Origin of the sequence: Antrihabitans stalagmiti (genome assembly GCF_016482825.1) — a bacterium.
In the GTDB taxonomy this organism is placed as follows: Bacteria; Actinomycetota; Actinomycetes; order Mycobacteriales; family Mycobacteriaceae; genus Antrihabitans; species Antrihabitans stalagmiti.
The window spans coordinates 414,521-436,968 of record NZ_JAEMNV010000004.1 but is presented as its reverse complement, the minus strand read 5'-3'; the positions used below and the strand labels follow the sequence as shown (position 1 = coordinate 436,968).

General features: G+C 63.8%; 23 protein-coding genes and 1 riboswitch. Of the genes, 9 read left to right on the top strand and 14 right to left on the bottom strand.

What is annotated here, in order from left to right; all coding sequences use genetic code 11:
* The first annotated feature begins 1 nt into the window (after position 1).
* Both JGU71_RS14980 and JGU71_RS14975 read left to right on the top strand, forming a co-directional pair.
* On the top strand, positions 2 to 2,506 hold the full coding sequence (locus tag JGU71_RS14980) for a serine/threonine-protein kinase (protein ID WP_199704931.1): 2,505 nt from the start codon (positions 2 to 4) through the stop codon (positions 2,504 to 2,506).
* 10 nt (positions 2,507 to 2,516) lie between these two features.
* Positions 2,517 to 4,808 carry a serine/threonine-protein kinase gene (locus JGU71_RS14975; protein WP_199704930.1) on the top strand — a complete coding sequence of 764 codons (2,292 nt, stop codon included), beginning with the start codon at positions 2,517 to 2,519 and terminating at the stop codon, positions 4,806 to 4,808.
* Here JGU71_RS14975 and hpt read toward each other — a convergent pair.
* Genes hpt through dacB form a run of 4 tightly spaced genes read right to left on the bottom strand, consistent with a single transcriptional unit; the run spans position 4,805 to position 8,854 of the window.
* The gene (hpt, locus tag JGU71_RS14970) at positions 4,805 to 5,371 is read right to left on the bottom strand and encodes a hypoxanthine phosphoribosyltransferase (protein WP_199704929.1); all 567 of its coding nucleotides are present in this window, start codon (positions 5,369 to 5,371) and stop codon (positions 4,805 to 4,807) included. The genes JGU71_RS14975 and hpt overlap by 4 nt on opposite strands.
* A 13-nt stretch (positions 5,372 to 5,384) precedes the next feature.
* Complete coding sequence (tilS, locus tag JGU71_RS14965) at positions 5,385 to 6,347, bottom strand: tRNA lysidine(34) synthetase TilS (RefSeq protein ID WP_199704928.1); 963 nt, start codon at positions 6,345 to 6,347, stop codon at positions 5,385 to 5,387.
* Positions 6,348 to 6,353: 6 nt separating this feature from the next.
* The gene (locus JGU71_RS14960; protein WP_199704927.1) at positions 6,354 to 7,478 is read right to left on the bottom strand and encodes an Rv3626c family coenzyme F420 biosynthesis-associated protein; all 1,125 of its coding nucleotides are present in this window, start codon (positions 7,476 to 7,478) and stop codon (positions 6,354 to 6,356) included.
* Positions 7,469 to 8,854 carry a D-alanyl-D-alanine carboxypeptidase/D-alanyl-D-alanine endopeptidase gene (gene dacB, locus JGU71_RS14955; protein WP_307829680.1) on the bottom strand — a complete coding sequence of 462 codons (1,386 nt, stop codon included), beginning with the start codon at positions 8,852 to 8,854 and terminating at the stop codon, positions 7,469 to 7,471. The genes JGU71_RS14960 and dacB overlap by 10 nt, the downstream gene beginning before the upstream one ends.
* 118 nt (positions 8,855 to 8,972) lie before the next feature.
* Here dacB and JGU71_RS14950 point away from each other — a divergent pair, with 118 nt between their 5' ends.
* Complete coding sequence (locus tag JGU71_RS14950; protein ID WP_199704925.1) at positions 8,973 to 9,461, top strand: inorganic diphosphatase; 489 nt, start codon at positions 8,973 to 8,975, stop codon at positions 9,459 to 9,461.
* Between the two features lie 12 nt (positions 9,462 to 9,473).
* Here JGU71_RS14950 and JGU71_RS14945 read toward each other — a convergent pair whose 3' ends face one another.
* The 5 genes from JGU71_RS14945 to JGU71_RS14925 all read right to left on the bottom strand — a co-directional run bounded on the left by JGU71_RS14945 (position 9,474) and on the right by JGU71_RS14925 (position 13,915).
* Entirely contained in the window at positions 9,474 to 9,863 is a 390-nt protein-coding gene (locus JGU71_RS14945) for a DUF1761 domain-containing protein (RefSeq protein ID WP_199704924.1), read from the bottom strand.
* A gap of 46 nt (positions 9,864 to 9,909) precedes the next feature.
* Complete coding sequence (locus JGU71_RS30415; protein WP_199704923.1) at positions 9,910 to 10,728, bottom strand: helix-turn-helix domain-containing protein; 819 nt, start codon at positions 10,726 to 10,728, stop codon at positions 9,910 to 9,912.
* A gap of 16 nt (positions 10,729 to 10,744) precedes the next feature.
* Positions 10,745 to 12,487 carry an MDR family MFS transporter gene (locus tag JGU71_RS14935; RefSeq protein WP_199704922.1) on the bottom strand — a complete coding sequence of 581 codons (1,743 nt, stop codon included), beginning with the start codon at positions 12,485 to 12,487 and terminating at the stop codon, positions 10,745 to 10,747.
* Positions 12,484 to 13,014: a MarR family winged helix-turn-helix transcriptional regulator gene (locus tag JGU71_RS14930; protein WP_199704921.1), complete on the bottom strand. Its 531-nt coding sequence runs from the start codon at positions 13,012 to 13,014 to the stop codon at positions 12,484 to 12,486. Before JGU71_RS14930 ends, JGU71_RS14935 begins: the two co-directional genes overlap by 4 nt.
* Positions 13,015 to 13,093: 79 nt before the next feature.
* The gene (locus JGU71_RS14925; protein ID WP_199704920.1) at positions 13,094 to 13,915 is read right to left on the bottom strand and encodes a crotonase/enoyl-CoA hydratase family protein; all 822 of its coding nucleotides are present in this window, start codon (positions 13,913 to 13,915) and stop codon (positions 13,094 to 13,096) included.
* A 148-nt stretch (positions 13,916 to 14,063) separates the two neighbouring features.
* Between JGU71_RS14925 and JGU71_RS14920 the strand changes: the two genes are divergently transcribed.
* The 4 genes from JGU71_RS14920 (at position 14,064) to JGU71_RS14910 (ending at position 15,623) form a co-directional block, all read left to right on the top strand.
* Positions 14,064 to 14,384, top strand: coding sequence for a 2-oxo-4-hydroxy-4-carboxy-5-ureidoimidazoline decarboxylase (locus JGU71_RS14920; protein ID WP_199704919.1), 321 nt, complete (start codon positions 14,064 to 14,066; stop codon positions 14,382 to 14,384).
* A gap of 10 nt (positions 14,385 to 14,394) precedes the next feature.
* A complete protein-coding gene (locus tag JGU71_RS14915; RefSeq protein WP_199704918.1) occupies positions 14,395 to 14,868 on the top strand; it encodes a YbaK/EbsC family protein in 474 nt (157 codons plus the stop codon).
* 64 nt (positions 14,869 to 14,932) lie between these two features.
* On the top strand, positions 14,933 to 15,001 hold the full coding sequence (locus JGU71_RS30585) for a putative leader peptide (RefSeq protein ID WP_372433190.1): 69 nt from the start codon (positions 14,933 to 14,935) through the stop codon (positions 14,999 to 15,001).
* Positions 15,002 to 15,155: 154 nt separating this feature from the next.
* Entirely contained in the window at positions 15,156 to 15,623 is a 468-nt protein-coding gene (locus tag JGU71_RS14910; RefSeq protein ID WP_199705315.1) for a flavin reductase family protein, read from the top strand.
* Positions 15,624 to 15,674: 51 nt separating this feature from the next.
* Here the strand turns inward: JGU71_RS14910 and JGU71_RS14905 are convergent, their stop codons facing one another.
* The 3 genes from JGU71_RS14905 to JGU71_RS14900 form a co-directional block, all read right to left on the bottom strand.
* On the bottom strand, positions 15,675 to 16,244 hold the full coding sequence (locus JGU71_RS14905; protein WP_199704917.1) for an LLM class oxidoreductase: 570 nt from the start codon (positions 16,242 to 16,244) through the stop codon (positions 15,675 to 15,677).
* A 76-nt stretch (positions 16,245 to 16,320) separates the two neighbouring features.
* Complete coding sequence (locus JGU71_RS30580; RefSeq protein WP_372433189.1) at positions 16,321 to 16,407, bottom strand: putative leader peptide; 87 nt, start codon at positions 16,405 to 16,407, stop codon at positions 16,321 to 16,323.
* A gap of 19 nt (positions 16,408 to 16,426) precedes the next feature.
* Positions 16,427 to 17,761 (bottom strand): aminotransferase class V-fold PLP-dependent enzyme, encoded by a 1,335-nt coding sequence (locus JGU71_RS14900; RefSeq protein WP_199704916.1) that lies wholly within the window; start codon positions 17,759 to 17,761, stop codon positions 16,427 to 16,429.
* Positions 17,762 to 17,809: 48 nt separating this feature from the next.
* Positions 17,810 to 17,927, bottom strand: a riboswitch (SAM riboswitch).
* Positions 17,928 to 18,050: 123 nt separating this feature from the next.
* Here JGU71_RS14900 and JGU71_RS14895 point away from each other — a divergent pair.
* Complete coding sequence (locus JGU71_RS14895) at positions 18,051 to 18,965, top strand: aminoglycoside phosphotransferase family protein (protein WP_199704915.1); 915 nt, start codon at positions 18,051 to 18,053, stop codon at positions 18,963 to 18,965.
* 47 nt (positions 18,966 to 19,012) lie between these two features.
* Positions 19,013 to 19,630 carry a LysE family translocator gene (locus tag JGU71_RS14890; RefSeq protein ID WP_199704914.1) on the top strand — a complete coding sequence of 206 codons (618 nt, stop codon included), beginning with the start codon at positions 19,013 to 19,015 and terminating at the stop codon, positions 19,628 to 19,630.
* Positions 19,631 to 19,699: 69 nt separating this feature from the next.
* On the opposite strand, the gene JGU71_RS14885 is transcribed toward JGU71_RS14890, so the two are convergent.
* Both JGU71_RS14885 and JGU71_RS14880 read right to left on the bottom strand, forming a co-directional pair.
* Positions 19,700 to 21,187: a carotenoid oxygenase family protein gene (locus JGU71_RS14885; RefSeq protein WP_199704913.1), complete on the bottom strand. Its 1,488-nt coding sequence runs from the start codon at positions 21,185 to 21,187 to the stop codon at positions 19,700 to 19,702.
* Entirely contained in the window at positions 21,184 to 22,419 is a 1,236-nt protein-coding gene (locus tag JGU71_RS14880; protein WP_199704912.1) for an acetyl-CoA acetyltransferase, read from the bottom strand. Before JGU71_RS14880 ends, JGU71_RS14885 begins: the two co-directional genes overlap by 4 nt.
* Positions 22,420 to 22,448 lie beyond the last annotated feature (29 nt).

The following is a 22,448-nucleotide window of genomic DNA, read 5'->3' as shown; positions in this document are numbered from 1 at the left end:
CATGAGCACGGAGCACCTCGGCAGTCCAGCAACAGACCCCAGCGTCGTAGACGATTTCGTCACCGCGTGGGAGTCGACCGCTGTGCCACCGATCCTGGCGAACTTCCTGCCCGACACCGCAGCGATACGCCGGACGGCGCTACTGGAACTGATCAGCATCGACCTGCGGCATCGGTGGTTGCGGACCGGCCTCGGCAAGCGCCTCGACGCCTACTGTGACGAGTTTCCCGAACTCGAGCGCGCCGAGCTGCCTGCCAGCCTGATCTACGAAGAATTCGTGATCCGGAGGCACAGTGGCCAGACCGTCGACCCGCGCGACTACCTCAGCGAATTTCCGGCGCAGGCACAGCGACTCAAACAACTGCTGAACACCGACGAGGACACGAGCACGGTGCTGGCTCGACCGCCCGTGCCCGACGAGCCGACGCAGTACTCGGGTGATCCGACCGAGGTCGCCGACGAACCGACACAGTATTCGGGTGATCCGACCGAGGTCGCCGACGAGGCGACCGCATACGCCGAGCGCACGGCCTACGCCGAAAAGACCGCTTACGTCGAAAACACCGCCTACGCAGATGAATCCACCGCCCTCGGGATGGATTCGATGACGTTCGCGGCGGCGACGGAGGATTCGACGAGTACCGCCATGTATCAGGATCCGAGCCTTGCGGCCGCTGGCGCGTTCGTCGAACCCGGCGGCATGGAGGATCTCGACACCATCGAGGTCGGGATGAGTATCGACGACTTCGATCTGCTGACGGTGCTCGGCAGCGGCGCATTCGCCAGGGTGTTCCTTGCGCGACAGCGGTCGATGCAGCGGCTCGTCGCGGTCAAGGTGTCCGCCGATCACGGCACCGAACCGCAGACCCTTGCTCAGTTGGACCACGATTACATCGTCCGCATCTTCGATCAGCGTCTGATCGCCGACCGCAAGCTGAAACTGCTCTACATGCAGTTCCTGCCGGGCGGCACCCTCCTCGGGGTGTTGCAGTGGGTGCGCGCCACGCCGGAGGCGAACCGTTCCGGTGCGCTTCTGCTCGACGCGATCGATGCCGCGATGGAGGAGAAGGGCGAAATCCGGCCGACCGATTCGAGTGTTCGGGCCGAGATCGCCCAGTTGTCGTGGCCCGAGACCGTTGCCTGGTTGGGCCGCAGGCTCGCCGACGCCTTGGACTACGCGGGTGGACGCGGTGTGCTGCACCGCGACGTCAAACCTGCCAACGTGTTGCTGACCGCGGAGGGTGTGCCGAAGCTCGCGGACTTCAACATCAGCTTCAGTCGCAATGTCACCGGTGCCAGCCCTGTCGCGTACTTCGGCGGTTCGCTGTCCTACATGTCGCCCGAGCAGTTGGCCGCGTGCCATCCCGGCAGGCCGGGCAGTGCCGCCGAACTCGATACGCGCAGCGACATCTATTCCCTCGGTGTCGTGCTGTGGGAGCTACTGACCGGACACAAGCCGTTCGGCAACGAGGGTGTACAGGGCGGGGACACAACAACACTCGACCGAATGATCGAACGGCGAAACGACGGCGTCGCCGCCGATGCCTGCACTCATCTGCCCGCCGATTGTCCTGCTGCGCTGCGCCGCGTCCTGATGACGTGTTTGGCTCCCGCGCGGGCTGACCGCTGGTCGACGGGGACGGAGTTGGCTCAGCAACTCGACCTCTGTATGGACGCCCGAGCCCGCGACCTGGTGGATCCGCCGCCGGACAGCTGGCGGCTGCGGCTGCGCAAGTGGGCAATTCCGGTGATCGCGCTGGCGATGGGCATCCCCAACGCGCTCGCAAGTGTCTACAACATCCACCACAACCAGACGTTGATCATCAGTCGCCTCAGCGAGGATGCGCAGCTGAAGTTCGGGATCATCACCCAGATCATCAACCTGACGTTCTTCCCGCTCGGCGCAGCGGTGATCATCTATATCTGTCGGTACGTGCTGTCGGTGTCGCGCGGCATGATCGCAGGCAAGACCTACGATCCGAAAATTCTTGCTCGCGCTCGTCGCGATGCGCTGCGCATGGGCGACGTCGTCGTCGCGATTGCCTTCCTACTCTGGGTGATCGCCGGCATCGCCTTCCCGATCACGCTGCAACTCGTCGCAGGCAACATTCCCGCGGACGCGTACGTGCATTTCATCGGTTCGCTTGTGGTCTGCGGCGCGATCGCGGTTGCCTACCCGTTTTTCCTCGTCAATCTCTACATCGTCCGCAGCATCTACCCGATGTTCCTCACCTACGGCGAGACGAGCAGAGCGGACGCTCGACAACTGCAAAACCTCGACAGGCGTTGCAATCAGTACCTCGCCATCGCCGCGTCCGTTCCGTTGTTGGGTGTGGCAGGCGTGACGTTCATACCGCCGGGCGACATTCCGAGTGTCATATTTGCGGTGCGTGTCCTGTGCGTCGGCGGCATCATTGCGTTCGTGGCGACGTACTGGATCTTCCGATCGCTCGAAGAGGACCTGCGGGCGCTGCAGCGGGTCGTCTCCAGCGAGTCCGACCGGTGACCGTCATCGAATGAACCGATTCGATGCCGGCCGTCCGAGCCTGCATGCCGCGGACGCCGTCGGGCGGTTCACCGTGGCATGGGCGACCGCGGCGACACCACCCGAACTTGCCGCGTTTCTGCCCGACCCCGACGCCATCCGCATCGGCACGCTGCTGGAACTGATTCGCATCGACTTACGACAGCGATCGCTGCGAGGTGCCGAACCGAAGCACCTCGCCGACTACCGCGCCGAGTTCCCCGAGCTCACAGCTGACCTGGTACCGCTCACGACCGTGCACGAGGACTTCGTGATTCGGCAGCGTCGCGGCGAGAACGTCGACCCCGGCCAGTATCTGCTCGAGTACCCGGCGCACGCCGAACAACTACGTGGCCTGCTGACCGTCGACGACGAGACGGCGTACTCGACGGCGGACGTCACCAACGTCGCAGAGCGGACCGCAACGCACCGCTCGGGCAGTACGACGGTGGCACGGCCTGGACCGTTCGAACCGCTCGAAGAGTTGGCGGTCGGGCAGCGAGTCGACGAGTTCGACCTGCTCACCAGCCTTGGCAGCGGCGCCTTCGCACGGGTGTTTCTCGCGCGGCAACGATCGATGCAGCGGTTGGTCGCCGTGAAGATCTCGGAAGACCGCGGTACCGAACCACAGACGCTCGCGCTGTTGGATCACGACTACATCGTGCGGGTGTTCGACCAACGCCTGGTGCCGGAGCGCGAACTGCGGCTGCTCTACATGCAGTACCTGCCGGGCGGAACGCTGCTGAACGTGCTGCGCAACGTTCGCCGAACGACGTGGGAACCGAGCCGAAGTGGTCAATTTCTGCTCGATGCGATCGACGAGTCGATGGAGTCGCGGGGTGAGATCCGGCCGACCGATTCGAGTATCCGCACGGAGCTTGCGGCATTGTCGTGGCCGGAGACGATCGCCTGGCTCGGCCGACGGCTTGCCGACGCTCTCGACTACGCGGACCGCCACGACGTTCTGCATCGAGACGTGAAGCCCGCCAACGTCCTGCTCACGGCCGAGGGTGTCCCCAAGCTTGCGGATTTCAACATCAGCTTCAGCGGCAAGGTGGCAGGTGCAAGCCCCGTCGCCTACTTCGGTGGATCGCTGTCGTATATGTCGCCCGAACAGCTGGAGGCGTGCCATCCCGGTCGCTCCCGTACCGCGGCCGAACTGGACACCCGTAGTGACATCTTTTCCCTCGGCGTCGTGTTGTGGGAGTTACTCACCGGCCGAAAACCGTTCCCCGACAATCGCATCGCCGGTTCGGACGAGTTGACCGCGGGCGACAACAGAACGCTCGACGCCCTGCTCGACGATCGCCGAGCAGGAGTGAGCGCCGACGCTCTCGACGACCTGCCGCCCGACACTCCGTCGACCCTGCGGCGGGTGTTGCTCACCTGCTTGGCGCCCGACCCGAACGATCGGTGGCAGTCGGGCGGGGAATTGGCGCAACAGTTCGATCTTGCCCTCGATCATCGTGCTCGCGATTTAGTCGATCCGCCCGAGCGCAGCTGGCGGCTGCGGCTGCGCAAGTGGCTGGTGCCGATCGTCGCGTTGTGCGTCGTCATCCCGAACGGCATTGCCAGCCTGTACAACATTCAGCAGAACCAGATGCTGATCTTCAGTCGCCTGTCCGAGCGCGCGCAGCAGCGCACCGAGTTGCTTGCGTTGCTGGTCAACACCATCGGATTCGGACTCGGGTTGCTGCTGATCGTCTACCTGTCCAGACGCTTGCTGACCGTCCCAGGCGGCCTGCGTAAAGGTCGCACCTACAGCGCTGACACCCTAGCCAAAGCCCGGGGCGACGCGCTGCTGCTCAGTCGTCGCATCGTCGCCGTCGTGTTCGGTCTGTGGATGCTGTCGGGTGTCAGTTGGCCGTTCGGACTCGCCTCCGCGGACGCGACCATTCCGGTGAGCGCGTACGTGCATTTCATCGCCGCGCAGGTTGTGTGTGCGGCCATTGCGGTCGCCTATCCGTTCTTCTTGCTCACGTTCTATTCGGTCCGCTGCATCTATCCGATATTTCTGCCCTACAGCGATATCGACCAGCGCGACGCTGCCCTACTGCGCAGGCTGCGGAGCAGGAACAGCTTCTACCTCGCGCTTGCGGCGTCGGTCCCGTTGCTAGCGGTGGCAACGGTGACGTTCCTCGACGTGCGCGACATACCGTCGGTCTTCGTCGCGGTGCGCATACTGTGCGTCGGCGCACTCGTCGCATTTGCGGTGTCGTACTGGTTGTTCCGGCTTATCGACACCGATCTCGAATCGCTCGAACGGGTTGTCGCGAACAGTTAGAGGTCGCCGTCGTCGGAGTAGATCTTCGGATCCAGCGTGCCGATGTAAGGCAGGTCGCGGTAACGCTCGGCGTAGTCGAGGCCGTAGCCGACGACGAATTCGTTGGGGATGTCGAAGCCGATCAACGCAACGTTGACGTCGGTCTTGACCGCGTCGGGTTTCCGCAGCAGCGTGACGACCTCCAGCGACCCCGGATTTCGGCTGGAAAGGTTGCGGATCAGCCAGGACAACGTCAGCCCCGAGTCGATGATGTCTTCGACGATCAGCACGTTGCGCCCGGCGATGTCTTTGTCGAGGTCCTTGAGGATCCGAACAACGCCCGACGACGACGTCGACGACCCGTAGGAGCTGACCGCCATAAATTCCATCTGCGTAGGAATCGGCAGCGCGCGGGACAGGTCGGTCATGAAGAAAATTGCGCCTTTGAGAACACCGACGAGAAGTAGGTCGCCCTGCGGCGAACCGACCGGATAGCGCTCGGCTATCTCTGCCGCCAATGACTTGACGCGTTCTTGGATCTGATCCTCGGTGAGTAGAACCGATGCGATGTCGCCCTCGTACACGCCGTGGACCCCTTCATCTGTTGTCGAAACCCAGGGTCAGCCTGCCATGTTCGCGGGTGCACACCAACCTGGCGCCCGCAGAGCCCCCACCGACCGCGACTCCACCCTGCCCTCGCCACGCGACCATCAGGTCGTCGATTGCGCGTAAGTGCTTGTCGGTCAACGCTTTTGCTCCACCGTCGAGTAGCCACACACGGATCACCCTGCGACGAAGGGCAGCGGGTTCACCGACAAGAGCGTCGACGATCAGGTCGCCGTCGACGCGAACCCTTGCCAGAATCGCGTCCGCCGCAGCATCGAGAACAGCACCGTCCTCGCGCAGTTGCTCGGCAGTACGAGCGAGTGCCGGAGCAACAGCGCCGCCGAGCACATCTTCGAGCAGCGGAAGAACTTCGGTCCGCAGTCGGACTCGGGTGAAGTCGGGCTCGCTGTTGTGCGGATCTTCGTACGGTTCGAGACCGAGGTCGACGCAAGCTTGCCGCGTCGTCGCGCGACGTACGTCGAGCAGCGGGCGCCCCCACGGCGGATCGAAGGCGCGCATACCCCAGATCGACCTGCCGCCGGAGCCACGTGCCAGACCGAGCAGCACCGTCTCTGCCTGATCGTCGAGTGTGTGTCCGAGCAGAACGGGAGCGCTGCCACGTGCGGTTTCCAACGCGTCGTAGCGCGCGGTTCGCGCCGCGGCTTCGATACCGCCGACGGTCCCCACCGTCACTGCGACGACCTCGGCGGTCGCACAACCCAACTCGCGCGCCCGGGTGGCCGCGGTTCGTGCGACCTCGCCCGAACCATGCTGCAGCTGATGATCGACGACGATCGCACGGACGCGATCGGTTTCGGCCACAGCTGCAGCGGTCAGCGCGAGCGAATCGGCGCCACCCGACAGCGCGATCGCGACGTCGTCGTAGGGATGAGCGTCGAGCCAACGCCGAACAGCCTGGCGGAGCAGCAGCAGCGCGGGCGTTTCGGGAAGCATCGAGCGTCAGCCCAGGACCCTGGCGATCCACTTGTCGGGCGCTTCGATTTCCGTCGTCAACGGCAAGGTGTCCGGTCCGGTCCAGATGGCGTTGAACTGTTCCATTCCAACCTGACCGACCACGGCATCGACGAACTTCTTGCCCCGGACGTACTGCTCCATCTTCGCGTCCATGCCGAGCAGCGCCCTGATCAAGCGCTGCACCGGGTTGGCGGAGCGTTTGCGCCGGTTGTCGAATGCGCGTCGAATTTGCTCGACCGACGGCACCACAGCGGGTCCGACGGCGTCCATCACGTGATCGGCATGGCCTTCGAGTAACGTCCCGAGCATCAGCAAGCGGTCGAGTGCCTCCCGCTGCGGCGGTGCCTGGGTGGCGCGAAGCAGACCGACGACGCCACGCTGTTCGGCGGGCCCGTCACCGTTGTTCGCTCGCTTCCGTTCGCGCAGCGCTTCACCGAGCCTGCCGACCAACTCGGACACGGATTCGTCGCCGACCTCGCCGAGCACCGCGACCGACTGCTGCATGTAGTCGGTCAACCACGGCGACGACGAGAACTGCACGCGGTGCGTCACCTCGTGCAGGCATACCCACAACCTGAAATCGGTGGGCGAGACCTTCAGTGCGCGTTCGACCATCACGATGTTCGGCGCGACGAGCAACAGCGTGCCGTCCGGGCCGGTGAACGGGTCGTACTGACCGAGGATCGCCGACGACAGGAACGCGAGCATCGCGCCGGCCTGGACGCCGGCAGGCTTGCCTGCAAGCAGTCCCTTGTCGGCATCGTCGCCACCGAGGCCGGTCCCTGTCATTTGCTCCATGGAATACGCGGCGGCCCGGACCCATCCTGCGCGGTCGACCACCTGCGCGGCAGGGATCGGCAGTCCGTCGGCAAGTCGAGTGACTTCGCGAACCGGACCTTCGGCGCGTATCGACGCCTCCGACAGCTCGGTTACCGCTGCTTCGGCCGTGTACCGCGACACCTTGGGTCCGCGCGGGGACAACCGGACCCCCGCCTTCGCAGCGAGTTCCCAGTCGACCGCGCCTGCGAAGCTGTTGGTTTTCTCGGTGGCAGTGTCCGACTCGGCGTCGGTACCTTCTGCGGTTTCGGTCTTGTTCTCTGTCACTGACATCCACACCCTTGCAACGTGGCGGCGACCGCATCGAGTGCGGGTCTGCTCGCCTCCGGGGGTCGTCCGTTCGACATCAACGCGAACGTCAGCACTCGTCCACTCGAATCCACGACATATCCGACCAACGCGCTCGCGTCCGATAAAGTGCCCGTCTTCGCGCGGACCCAGCCCGCGCCGGCCCGATCGCCGGCGCCGTAGCGGTCGGACAGGGTGCCCGTCGCGCCCGCGACAGGCAGGTAGTCGAGCATCGGCCGAAGCTCTGGCTCGGCCTCACCGGCCGCCGACGTCATGATCGCGTCGAGCACTCGGGCAGGCACCCGATCGTCGACCGAGAGTCCGCTGAGGTCGTGCAATGTGACGCCGCCGAGGTCGAATTCGGCGTCGGTCAGGGTGTCGAGCACCGCGGTGACCGCACCGTCGAACGACGCTTCGCCTTTTTCTTCGATCGCGATCTCGCGTCCGATCGCTTCGGCGAGGACGTTGTCGGAGCGTCCCATCATCTGCCCGAGCCGATCACGCAGCGGAGCCGACTGCACGCTCGCCACCGGTGCTGCACCCTCGGATGCCTCACCGGGTCGAACCTTCCCTGGATCGAGGCCGAGTTCGACAGCGAGCAGCCTGCCTGCGTCCAACGCGGGTGTCGCCGTGCGCGGTGATTCGTCTTCGAGTGGTTTGAGTCGACCGCCGTCGATCATCACCGGTTCCATCGGCGCGATATAGCCGCCACCGATGTCGCTCGGGAACCAACCTTTCGCAAGGGTCGGTCCGCTGTAGGCGCGGGTGTCGACGAGAATTGTGTCGACCTCCGCACCACTGCGTTTGATCTGCTCGACGAGATCCTGCAGCCGCGGCGCCCCGGCGTAGATGCTCGGTTCGCCGACCGCCTGTGCTGTGAGCGTGGGATCGCCGCCACCGACAAGTACCAATTCGTTGGGCTGCGGACCTGCGACAACAGTGGTGCTCACCCGATGATCGGGCGGCAGCGCCAGCATCGCGGCGGCTGCGGTGAGAACTTTCGTCGTCGACGCCGGTGTCATCGGCCGATCCGGCTCGGTGTTCCACAGCACTGCCCCCGACTCTGCGTCGGTGACGGATCCGGAGAAAGTGCCCAGGTCAGGATTACCGAGGGCAGGCGTCAAGGCCGCGGACAACCCTGCCGAAGATGGAATCGGGGCCGAATCCGGAACGGGGACGACCTGCGGTGCAAGCACGATGGGAGGAGGTTCGGTAGCTACGGTCAGTTTCCTACCGGAGGCGCCGGAATCCCACGGCGCAGCGACGACCAGCACTGCCGAACCGGCAGCAAGCAGCAGCACAACTACGGTGACTGCGAGTGTTCTGGTGTGGCGTCGACGTCGAGCGGCCAATGCGCCGATGTTCTTTTTGCCCTGGCCGACCAAGCTTTCCTCCACTCCTGTGTGAGCCAACACTATCCTTGACGCGCTAGCCTTCCCGAAGCGAATTGCCGAGACACAAGAAGAAGAGAGGCATGGCGTGGAGTTCGACGTCACCATCGAGATCCCCAAGGGTCAGCGCAACAAGTACGAGATCGACCACGAGACCGGACGGGTTCGGCTCGACCGCTACCTGTACACGTCGATGGTCTATCCGGCCGACTACGGCTTCATCGACAACACCTTGGGCGAGGACGGCGATCCGCTGGACGTGCTGGTGCTGCTCCCCGAGTCCGTGTTCCCCGGTGTCCTGATCAACGTTCGCCCGGTCGCGATGTACCGGATGACCGACGAGAAGGGTGGCGACGACAAGGTCCTCGCAGTTCCGGCAGGCGACTACCGCTGGGATCACATCCAGGAACTCGAAGACGTCCCCTCCTACGAACTCGACGCGATCAAGCACTTCTTCGAGCGCTACAAGGATCTCGAGCCGGGCAAGTTCGTCAAGGGTTCGGAATGGGTCGGGCGCACCGAGGCCGAAGCCGAGGTCGTTGCGTCGATCCAGCGGCTCAAGGATCAGGGACACTAAGTCCTACTGGCGTTATTGCAACGCCCCGATGATTGCTCCCATCGCCGGATACGCGACGGCGAAGTAGCCTGCGTCGATGGCGAACAGGGTGAGGCTGCGGCGCTCGAAGAGATAGACGACTCCGAGCGCGCAGCCGACCCAACCGATACCCGCGGCCGCACCCGCCGCGGCCCCGAACACCACTCCCTCGGTACCGATGAAGGGTGCGAGTGTCGCGGCCATCACCAACGAAAGTGCCGCGGCCCCAACGAAGATGCGCGGAGCGCCCGTCGCTAGTTGGGCATCGCTCACGTCCGCCGCACGCTGCCACGGCGCCGCGAAGAGCGCCGAATACCACACGCCGCCGATGACGAACGTCGACGCAGCGGCAAGCACGATTGCCAGCAGATTCACTTCGCTCATGCTCGGCAAGGTAGCCGTCGCAGACGTCCTTCGAATTGTAGAAAATTTACCCGAGGTCGCCGATCGGTACGAACGACGCGTAGTCGTGTCCGAGCCGACCGACGATGTCGAGATAGCGCGCTGGTGTGAAGCCGGTGAAACGTTTGAACGTCGCGATGAAGTGCGATTGGTCGTAGTACGACGACGACGCGACAAGCTCGGTCCAGGTCGGGGTCCGGCCGTCGAGCGGTAGTGCGTTCAGAAACTGGTGCAGCCGAACAACATCGGCGTACGCCTTCGGTGCGATACCGCAGTACCGCCGAAAAAGTTCGATCAGCGTTCGATGCGCAATCCCGAAGTCCGTTGCCAGACTTGCGATATCGAGATCGGAGTCCGCATCGATCCGACGGCAGGCTGCAACGACCCGAGGATCCGGTTTCGAGCGCGGCAGCGCAAGAATGAACTGCTCCAAGCGATCGCAGGCGTGCTCCGCGGCGCAACCGGCAAGGTGTTCGCGCAACCCGTCGCTACCGGGGAGCACGTCGCCACCTGCGCGAACGGTTGTGGTCAGAGCCGCGACCGGCAACGCCGTGAAATCCCGAATTCCGTACGGCTGGAACTCGATTCCGACGTGGTGCAACACCTCAGGATCCTCGATCACGACATAGCGCGGCTGAATGCCCGAGACGAACCCTGCGGCCAATTCGGTGTGCCGATCACCGTCGGGGCCCACGACCCAGTACGGGTCGGACAGATTGACGATGAAGTGTACGAACGGCAGAGGCAGAATCTTTTCGTACCGCGCCGGTCGGGGACCACGCAGGAACCACAGCTTGCGCACGTACGGCGCAAGCTGTGGTGCCGGCGGACGCTCGAAGTACTGCACTCGAGCACAGTAGCTGTCAGGCCTCGTCGGCTTCGCGCTCTTCCTTCGCGGCCTGTGCCGCAGCCGCGATACCGCCCGCCGTTCGCAGTGGCACTTCTTTCCAGAAGAACACCAAGACAAGCGCTATCAACGCGAGACCCGTCGCGGACAGGAACACCGTCGACATCGATTCGGCGAAACCGACCTTGAACGGCCGTGCCAACTCCGGGCTCAACTGCTGGATGATCGAACTGTCCTGCAGCACACCGGCAGCGGCGGACACATCTTGATTCGCCAGCCCCTTCGCCAACTGAGCATCGACGGGGTTGCTGCTTTGCAACCCGTCGGCAAGGGCCTGTTGGAAGGTGGGATCCTTTGCAGCGGCTTGCAATTCGCTCGAGATATTCGGAGTCACCTGCGCGAACAGAATCGAGAGGAAGATCGCGACACCCATGGTTCCGCCGATCTGACGGAAGAACGTGGCCGCAGCCGTCGATACTCCCATGTCTTTGGGAGGCAACGCATTCTGCAATGCGAGCGTCATCGGCTGCATCAGGTTGCCGAGCCCGAAACCGGTGATCGCCATGTAGATCATGGCGAGCCACAGCGGGGAATCGGCATCGATGAAGTGCAGTAGGAACAGCCCCAGGGTCAGCAGCGTCGCACCGATGATCGGGAACGCGCGATAACGTCCGGTGCGGGAGATCATTTGACCCGACACAATGGATCCGACCATCAGTCCGAGGACCAACGGCAGCATCTGCAGGCCTGCGTCTGTCGGGCTGGCGCCGCGTACCACCTGCAGGTACTGCGGGATCAAGGTGATGCCGCCGAACATCGCGGCACCGACGACCACGGAGATGACGACACCCATTGCGAAGGTCGAGTTCTTGAACATCCGCAACGGAATGAGTGCAGCGTCTTTCAGTCGTGATTCGACGAGGACGAAACCGACGACGCCCACAACGCCGACGACGTAACACAGGATCGCTCGGCCGCTGCCCCAACCCCACACGCGTCCCTGCTCGGCGATGATGAGCAAGGGAACGATGCCGACTGCGAGCACGAATGCACCCCACCAATCGACGCGCACGGTCGGCTTACGGACCTTCGGCAGATGCAGCACCCGGAAGACGACCGCGAGTGCGAACAGTCCGATCGGCACGTTGACGAGGAACACCCAGCGCCAGCCGCTCACGCCCAGAATGCTTTCCTGCCCTGCGAAGAGGCCGCCGAGCACCGGACCGATGACGCTGGACGTACCGAACACCGCGAGGAAGTAGCCCTGGTACTTCGCGCGCTCACGAGGGCTGACGATGTCGCCGAGGATCGTCAAGGCAAGCGACATCAGACCGCCTGCGCCGAGGCCCTGGAACGCGCGGAATGCCGCCAGCATGTACATCGATTGCGCGATGGTGCAGAGCAGCGAGCCGACGACGAAGATCGTGATCGCGAGCATGAAGAACGGCTTGCGCCCGTACATGTCGGACAACTTGCCGTACAGGGGCGTCGCGAGGGTCGCCGTGATCAGATACGCGGTCGTCACCCAGGCTTGCAGCGAGTAACCGTCGAGGTCGTCGGCGATGGTGCGGATCGCGGTCGCGACGATGGTCTGATCGAGTGCGGCGAGCAGCATGCCGAGCATGAGCCCACTCATGATCACGAGAATCTCGCGGTGGGTGAAGCCTGCCTCGTTGGCCTCGCTGTTCTTGTCAGCCGGGTTCTTGTCGGCCGGGTTCTTGTCGGCCGGGTTCTTGTCAGACTTGGCAGATGTCGTCACGCCTGGTCCTCTCTGGTCGTCACGTTCGCTGCGTGCGCCTTGTTGGCCGCGTGCATGGCAGCGAGCATCTCCGGACGCCTGTGCTCGTAGCCGTCGACGAACAGCGCAAGCAACCGGCGAAATTCTCGTCGGTCGCTGTCCGGCCAATCGGCTAGTACCCGGCTGAGGTTGTCGTTGCGACGGCGTCGCATCTGTTGGGCAAGTTCGTGACCGACCGTGGTGACTGCAAGCACGCTTGCCCTGCCGTCCGCGGGATCGGCAAGCCGCTCGACGAACCCTCGTTCGACGAGATGCGCAACCTGCCTGCTGACCGTCGAGGGATCGGAGAACAAAGCTTCCGCCAGCGCTCCCGAGCGCATCGGTCCGTCCGCGATGAGGCGGAACAGACAGGTGAACGCTGCCGGATCGATCTCGCCTTTCGACAGCGCTGCGATCTGAGCAACCGTTCGATCCCTGATGCGTTGCAGACGGATCAGTTCGCTACCGATCGCGTCGACAAGCTCGCCCTGCTCACTATCGTCAGTCATCTTGCTTGCAACTCTCAACTAGTTGTACAAAGCAAGTATGTAGCGGTTATCGCAGGTGGGGCAACATATTTACCGTACTTTACCGACCCTTGAAGTTCGCTTCGCGCTTCTGCGCGAGGGCCGTGATCGCCTCGGTCAGGTCTTCCGACGGGAGGAAAGCCGCGTTCCATGCAGCGACATAGCGCAGCCCTGCCGCGACGACATCGACCCTTTCCTGGGCGAGAACATCCTTGATGCCGTGCACGACAAGAGGCGGATTCGCGGCGATCTCGCGAGCAGTCGCGTGCGCGGCGGCCAACGCGGCTTCGGCGTCGTCGTACACGTCGTTGACGAGTCCGATCTTCTCCGCGCGCGCTGCGTCGATGTCCTTGCCGGTGAACGCCAGTTCGCGCAGATGACCGTCACCGATGATCGCCGGTAGCCGGTTCAGGGAACCGATGTCGGCGACGATCGCGACCTTTGCCTCACGGATACTGAACTTCGCGTCGGCACTGGCATAGCGAATGTCGACCGCGGCGATCAGGTCGACACCGCCGCCGATGCACCAACCCTGAACAGCGGCAATGACCGGCTTGCGGCAATCGGCGACTGCGGTCACCGAGGCTTGCAGACCTTTGAGGTGATTGTGGAAGTCGGTGCGCGGCGCCGCGAGTGCACGGTCGGCGAGCAGCGGACCGAACAGCGGCGACATGGCAGGAAGGTCGAGCCCGAACGAGAAGTGCTTCCCCGATGCGGCCAGCACAACCGCTCGGACCTGCGGATCTGCATCCAATTGGCCGAAAATCTGCGGGAGTTCAGCCCAGAAATCGGGTCCCATCGCGTTGCCTTTACCCGGCCCCGTCAACGTCACCTGAGCGACATTGTCGGTGGTCTCGACGGTGAAAGCCTTCCAGTCAGTCATGCCGGTCAGCCTAGCGAGTGCGACGTCACACTGTTACGCCGCGTTAAGACTCTGTCAAATGGGTACTCATGTGTAGAAAAACCGACGAGAGGACGCGGATGATCGAATTTCGCCAGCAAAAATGACCTCGCCTCCGAAAGGTTCCGGGATGTTGATGCACCAAGGTCTCGGCCTCGACCGATTCAACGCGATACCGCGCGAACGCGCGATCCACGCGTTGTTCGAATGCTGCTGTTGCGTCACATGGGCGCGCAAGGTAGCCGACGCGAGGCCGTACGACACTCACGAAGACTTGCTCACGAAGTGCGACATAGAACTACTCGCGTTTTCTCAGGCTGACCTGAATCGCGTGTTCGAGTCCTGTGTCCACTGCGAAACCTCCGACAACTCCGTCGAAGAACTCTCTCGGGTCACCCGTGCACGAATCTCTCGCATGCTTGGACCCGTCGGCGGCTATCCGGAATATTAGTCTTGAGGACATGCGGAAGCTGCTGCACCCGAATGCTTCACACGTCGCCGATATTCTGATCTCCCGTGGGCACCACGGCGTCATCGTCACGCGCGAGGAAGAAACCCGAACGGCTGCTCAAGCCGCGACCGCACTTGGTATCGACGTCGGCGCGATCGCCAAGTCGCTGGTGTTTCTCCTCGACGACGATCCCATCCTGATACTCGTCTCGGGCGCTCACAACGTGAATCTGAAGAACACGGGTGAGCGCCTCGAGGGCGAGTTGACCCGGGCTTCGGCCGACGTCGTCAAGCATGCGACCGGTCAGCCGATCGGCGGGGTCGCGCCTGTCGGGCACCCGACGAATCTCCCGACCTACCTCGACAATGCGCTGGCCAAATTCCCCGAACTGTGGGCTGCGGGTGGGCACCCGAACACGTTGTTCCGTTCCTCGTTCGCCGAGTTGCTACGAGTCACGGCGGGGTTGGCGATAGACGTCGACTAGCCTTTCGCTCGAGGGTTTCGTAACCCGTTTCACCCCTGCGACCCGCTGATAATCTCGACGGATCATGACGACACGGGTCTGGCGGCGACTGCACGTAGACTTGTGCCGTATTTCAACGAGTATCTGTTCGTAGTCGTATCTACTCACGACCGAATATCACATCTCGCGCCCACGCCGGGCGGTCCGGAGTTACTGCTGTGTCCGAGCAAGCACATTCTCACGACGTGACCGACTTCGCTGTCCCCGACGACGCCAGTGGCATAACCAGCGATCAGTATCGATCGGCGATGCGGCACTTTCCCGCTGGCGTCACCATCATCACGCTCGATTCCGAGGCAGGCCCTGTCGGCTTCACCGCGACATCTTTCGCGTCGATCTCACTCGATCCGCCGCTCGTCTCGTTCAATATCGCGCACACGTCGTCGAGCATTCGAGCACTGCATGCAGCGGACTCGCTGGTGATCCACTTCCTCGGCGAACATCAGCAACATCTGGCGCAACGTTTTGCGAGGTCGGCGGATCAGCGCTTCACCGACCGGTCGCTGTGGACGAAGCTAGACACACACGAGCCGGTGCTACACGGCACACCGCTGTGGTTGCGGGTCGTTGTCGATCAGCTGATTCCGATCGGCGATCACACCCTGGTCATCGGGTTGGTCACACGCGTCCACGACGAGACAGGTGACGAGCCGGCAGCGGCGCCGTTGCTCTATCACAACGGTCGCTACTACCGGCCGACTCCACTCGACGGCTAGGCGGCTCCGCCGCTCGTGAGTCCTTTCGGAGGGCCGGCCCTCCGAAAGTGCTCACGAGGCGCGAAGCGCCCTGAGCACATCCGAGTTCACATCGGCGCCGACGGCAACGCCGCGCTGCCCCAGCCCCGGAACCACCTGCTGCACAATCAAATCCAACGATCCCGGCAATTCGAGCGGGCGGATCGTCACACCGTCGGCGACCTCGGCGGTCCGGATGTCAGCGATCAGTCCGACCAAGCCGGACGGCGTCCCGATGTAGGAGATCGAGTCGTTCCGACGGCGGGTCCGCGGATCGGACTCGACCTCGGCGAGCCGAACTCGGGCGTCTGCAGCGGTTGCGGCAACGATGGTTTCGATGTCGAGTAACACCGTGACCGATTCAGGGTCCCGGCCGGTGCCGATGAGGTCGGCACGAATGCCGTGCCGGATCCGCTGCGCCTCACGGAGGTCGGTCGCGGTGATGCGAACGACGGTCGGGGGAACCGCCACGAGATCCAGCGGCCCCGACGGTCCGTGCGGGTTGGTCAGTTCGATCCAGTAATCGGAATGCGCTGTCTGACTTCTCAGTTCGAGCGCAACACGAAACGGACGGGTTGGAGCAAGGACAACCGACGATGACATGGGTACATTCCCTCGAAATGCGTGCGTGACGGGCTGAAGGTCCAAACGGATTCGAACGTGAAACAGTTCGAAAACCTCAACAGGTGCCGGACGCGGTACGACACAGATCGACGTGTCGACGCTGGACGAGTTCCAGCCGACGCCCCTTCGATTCCCATGCCATAAGTGCGAGCGTACTCGCGCTATTTGCAGGCAGGCGAGCCATCTCCTCGCGGTGATCGAAACCGGGGACGCGGAAAGGATCTCGTGTCTGGGCTCGGGTCCCAACGGCCGTCGGTCTCCTCGTAATGCCAGGTCGCGCCGGTTTCGCACAGTGTGGCGACGGCGTCGACCAGTCGATCGATATCGGAACTCGACGTGCCGAGACCGACGCTCGCCCTTACCGCCGCGGATACTCCGAGTCGCGCGAGAAGCGGGTGCGCACAGAATCGTCCGTCACGTACGCCGATGCCATGCTCGGCGGACAGATAGGCAGCTACATAACTCGGGGCGTAGCCGTCGACCGTGAAGGTCACGATGCCGACGGCATCGGCGGTGTCGTCCCAGATCTGCAGGACCTCGATGCCGTTCAGTTGTTCCAGGCCGCTACGAAGCCGATCGGCGAGGTCACGTTCGTGATCGGCAACGACGTCCCAATCGAGGGTGCACAGGTACTCGCAGGCCGCCGCCACTGCTGCTGCGCCGATGACGTTGGGGCTGCCCGCCTCGTGACGCTGCGGAGCCGGTGCCCACTCCGTGCTGGTGAGGCCGACTTCGCGGACCGCTCCCCCACCGGCGAGGTACGGTTCGGCAGCGTCGAGCCAATCACGGCGTCCGACAAGGACTCCCGCACCGAACGGCGCGTACAGCTTGTGTCCTGAAAAGGCGAGATAGTCGACGCCGCTGCTCGCGAGGTCGATACGACGGTGCGGCGCCAACTGCGCGGCATCGACGAGAATCCTTGCGCCACAACGGTGTGCAGCGTCGGCAAGTCGTGCAATGGGCAGTACTTCACCGGTGACGTTGGAGGCACCGGTTATTGCGAGGAGTGCCGCAGGTCGGCTGCACAATTCTGCGATCACACGACGGACGGTCTCGTCGATCGTCGCGGCGGCAGTCACCACTCGACGGCCGTTCTTGTTCCACGGCAACAGATTTGCGTGATGTTCGATGTCGAGCACAACGGTGTCGCCCGGGACACAGGAGGCAAGGAGGTTCAACGAGTCGGTGGTGTTCCTGGTGAAGACGACGACCTGGTCGTCGGCCGCGCCGACAAAACGGGCGACGGATTCGCGGGCTCCTTCGTAGCAGTCGGTCGAAACGCGAGACGCGTAACCGGCGCCACGGTGGACGCTTGCGTAGTACGGCAGCACGTCGGCAACGCAGTCGGTCACTGCAGCCAAGGCAGGCGCACTCGCCGCGTAGTCGAGGTTTGCGTACGTGCATTCGCCACCCTGCACAAGCGGAACTTGCAGGTCACAGCCCGAAACTCGGGCGAGCGGCGCACAGGCAACAGCGGCGGTCAATACAGCAGTCATCACGAAATCCCATCGTCCCAGGGACCCGTCGGTGGTTGTAAACCTCGGAGTCCGCGCTTGCCGCGCCCAGGCATTTGGGCGTCAGCCAGGTCGTCACCCGGAGCACCCCACCGCGGAGGAGGGTTGCCGACCAGCAAGCCGGGGCTAAGCGCTGGTACTCATGACCTGCGCCAAGATTGGCAGAACCCTCGCGAATTTGTCAACCGGGCCGCCGCAGTCGTGCGTCCTTTCGGAGGTCGGGCCCGCCGAAAGGACGCACGAGGCCGGAGGCCCTGTACGTTGAATCGACGTGAGCGAATTGGAGCTGCCAGCCCTGCTGCTCGAGTCGGTGCAGGACGACGACGATGCCGACCTGATCGCCCGCGGTTTCGCCACGGTCGGGCGACGGACCTGGATCGAGCACCTGCCCGGCACTATCGACGAGCTGTCCGCGCGGTGGACCCTCACGGTCGGTCGGCCGTTCCAACCTGGCGGGGTCGCATCATGGGTTGCGAAGGCGCGCAACGACAATGGCGACCACCTCGTTCTCAAAGTAGGGTGGCGGCACGAAGAGGCACTGCACGAGGCCGACGCACTCCGAGTGTGGAACGGCAACGGCGCTGTGCGACTGGTCGATTCGGTCACAACCACTGACACTTGCGCGCTACTGATCGAGGAATGTGATCCCGGGACCGCATTGTCTGCCGCACTGCCACCGCTGCAACGAGACGAAGTGATATCCGAACTCCTGCAACGCCTCTGGATCGAGCCCGCCGCGCCACATCCGTTTCGTCCGCTGAGCAGTATGTGCGATCTGTGGGCCGACGAGTTCGACCTGAAATTGCAGGACGCACCCAGCCATGGACTAGACCCGGGCATCACAGCCGCGGGGATCGAGTTGCTCAGAACACTGCCATCGACCGCAGCCCGGCACGTACTGCTGTGCACCGACCTACATGCCGGGAACATCCGCGCTGCTGCACGCGAACCATGGCTCGCGATCGACCCGAATCCCTACCTCGGCGACCCTGCCTATGACCCGATTCAGTACATGCTCGACGCCTCCGACCGGCTCACCGCCGATCCTGAATCATTCGTCGGGCGGATGGCCGCGCTACTCGATCTGGACCGCGACCGGCTCCGACTCTGGCTGTTCGCGCGGTGCGTCCAGGAGTCGCTCGACAGCCCCGAACTGATAGCGGTCGCCGAGCAACTCGCCCCCTGAGGTCAAATGGTTTGCCAAACGGTCTACCAGTGCGTTCTCATCGCTAGGTGACGATCACTCTGCTCCTCAGCTTCGCCGGCCTTTGCGTGCTGCTGGCAGTAACGCCCGGACCGGACATGTTCTTGGTCGTGCGTTACAGCATCGCGGGTGTGCGACCGGGCCTGGCTGCAGCGGTCGGGTCCGCGTTCGGCGGGATCGCCTGGGCTATCGTCGTCGCGGCTGGCCTTGCCGCGTTGCTCGAGCAGTCGGCTGTGGCCTACCGGACGCTCAAGATCGTCGGCGGTATGTACCTCGTCTACCTGGGTGTGCACGCGCTGTTGGAGCATCGGCGCAACGCGGCCAAGCCAGGCGAACCGTTGACTGCGGTCGCGGCATCTATGAAGTCCGCGGCCGTCGCAGGGTTCCTTTCGACCGTCTTCAACCCCAAGGTCGGCCTGTTCTACCTCGCTGTGGTTCCGCAGTTCGTCACCGAGGTGACGTTCGGAAACACCTTGACGCTAGGCGTGATCGAGGCCACCGTGGCGGGCACGGTGATGGCCGCGCTTGCCTTCGCGGCGTCACGCGCGGTCGTCGTTTTGAAGAAGCCCAAAGTCATTCAGTGGCTGGCTCGCGTGAGCGCGGGCATGCTCGCAGCACTCGGCATCGGGACCCTCGCCTCCGCATAGGCGGCTACGCCGCTGGTGAGTCTTTTCGCCAGGGCCTGCCCACCAAAAGGACTCACGAGGCCGTAGGCCCTATCGCCAATTCGGGAGACTGTCACCGGAGGCCCAGGTGCTGTGGGTGCCACTGGAAATGCGCTCGGGCAGACGCAGCCTCGCAATTGGTCCCAGGGTTACGTCGGCCGCCGAGAAGATCAAGCACTCCGAGCGATCGTTGCCGACATCTGTGGTGAGCGTGATCAGGTAGCCGTCATCCTCGGCCGTGGACCCGATTCGGGGTGCCATCGCGGTTTCACTGCCGAAGACGCCGTCTCCGAACGAGTAGTGCTCCTCCTTGCCCGTCGCGCCGTCGTGTTTGAGCAGCCCGTCGAACAGGAAGAACCCCGGAACGCCGGTCGTGGCGTAGGTGTAGCGATGCGGCCGACCGATGTAGTCGGGGTTCAGCATCGGGAACTCACTCAAAGATTCGCTGAGCCGCTCTTCGGTCGTCGCGCCGGTACGCATGTTCAAGCGCCATCGATGCAATCTCGTCTGCATGCCGTCCAGCGACAGGAACCTCGAAAGGCGTTGGTAGTAGCTCGATTCGGGCGGCACCGTCGGCTCGGGATTGTCCTGGAAGTAGCCCTCCAAAACTATCTCCTCGCCGTCCTCGTAGGCGTTGGACCAGTGCAGCACATACGTGGGATCCGCTTCGAACCAACGGATTTCACTCGACTGTCCGCGCCTCGGAATGACTCCGAGCCGGGTGGGCAGGTCCGGCCGAAACCTCGACGCGTGACCGCCCTTCTTCAGGATGTCGGGGTCCCAGAACAACGGCAGGTCGTTGAGGATCGCGTAGTTCTCGGTGTAGGCCATGTCGTGTGGCAAACGTGGACCCAGCAACTCGATGTCGACGTAGTGCACCAGACGATCGTCGGCGTCGACAACGCCGTAGTGCATGTAGGGCGCTTCGGTGCCGTAGTTGAAGACCAGCATCTCGCCGGTGCGCTCGTCGACCTTCGGGTGCGCGGAAACCCCTACGTCACTGGGGAACTGCCCGTGCCATGTCGATTTGCCAAGATCGTCGAGGGTCAGCGGGTCGAGCCGGTACATGTCACCGCACTGGTAGAAGCTTGTGATCGCAACGCCCGCATGGACAACGACGTCGGTACTCGACGAATCCTTCATCCGCCCGCGGGCACCCCAGCCGTCTTCCCGGATTGCCTTGGACGGTCGCTCGGATATGCCCGCCCACAACGCATGTCCGGCCTCCTGCTCGGCCAGCAGACCATCGGTGCGTACAAACCTGTTGCGGTAGAACGCTTTTCCGTCACGGAAGCCGACGACGTGCACCATCGCGTCACCGTCGAACGGATGGTAGCGACCGATGGACGGAGCCACGGGGTTCTCGGTGTTGCGCAGGTAGACGCCGTCGAGGTCGTCGGGTATCGCGCCTTCGACCAGCTCGAGATCCGGCGCATCCCACTCGGTGGTCTGAGGCGCCCAGGCTCCGGTCCGGTACGGGTGATCGTCATCGGCAGGCAACGAACTCAGGACCCTGCCTACCAGCTCGATATTTGTCACAACGCCCCTGACTTCTGTGTACTCGAATCGGTCTCTACGACAAAGCTGACAACAGTCGTTGTACTGCCGCCGATGTTCACAGTCCCGAACGTCCGCGCGCCGTCGACCTGGCAGGCACCCGCCTGATCGGTGACCTGCTTGTAGGCGTCCAACAGCATCCGAACGCCAGTTGCTCCGACAGGATGTCCACCGCCGATCAGGCCACCACTCGGATTCACCGGCAACCGACCGTCGCGTGCCAGCACACCGGCTTCGACGGCCTTCCAGCTTTCCCCGGGCGGTGTGATGCCGAGATGGTCGATCGCCAGGTACTCCGACATCGAGAAGCAGTCGTGCACCTCGACCCCGTCGACGTCGTCGACCGACCCTCGCGCCGCACGCCCGAGTGCATCGACGAAGGTCTGCCTGACGTGCGGGAGGACGTAGACGTCGTCGGCGCTGCGTTGCAGTTTCCGATCGAGCGGAAGTCCGACGGTCCGGTGCCCCCACCCGGCGATCCGTGCCCGATCGGGCGTTCGTCGGAATCGATCCGACACGAGCACGACTGCCGCAGCGCCGTCGGTCAGCTGGCTGCAGTCCTGGCGCCGCAGCCGCCCGTCGACGACGGGATTTGCGGCGTCGTCGGCGGCGAAGCTGGCGGGACCGAACTCCCAGTCCCGCGTCTGCGCACATGGATTGGCGCGCGCATTGTTGATATTGAGCTCGCTGATAGCACGCAGATAGGTCTCGTCGAGTCCGTAGCGGCGGTCGTACTCGTCCGCCAACAGGGCGAACATCCGCGGCCACACGAAGTTCGTGTCCTGCGCCTCGTGACCGACCCAGGCGGCGGCGCCCATGTGCTTCGCACCGACCTCGCCGGGCACAGTCTTCTCCAGTTCGGCGCCGACGACCAAGGCACAGTCGTAACGGCCCGATTCGAGGTCTGCCATCGCACCGAGAACAGCCAAACTGCCTGACGCACAAGCACCTTCGTGACGGGACGACGGGACGTTCCACAGTTCGGGCAGCACCGTCGCGGGCATGGCACCGAGGTGGCCCTGGCCCGTGAACAACTGACCGAAGGCGTTGCCGACGTGGACGACCTCGATTTCGTCGACGTCGACTGCCGCGGCTGTCAACGAACGCGTGATCGTCTCGGCGAACAAGGCGTCGTAGCCGAGGCCGCTTCGATGCCAGTTACGCGCGTAGTCGGTTTGATACCCGCCGACGACGTAGCAATCCGATCCGGACACGACGCCACGCTACTCGCGCCACGACGCCG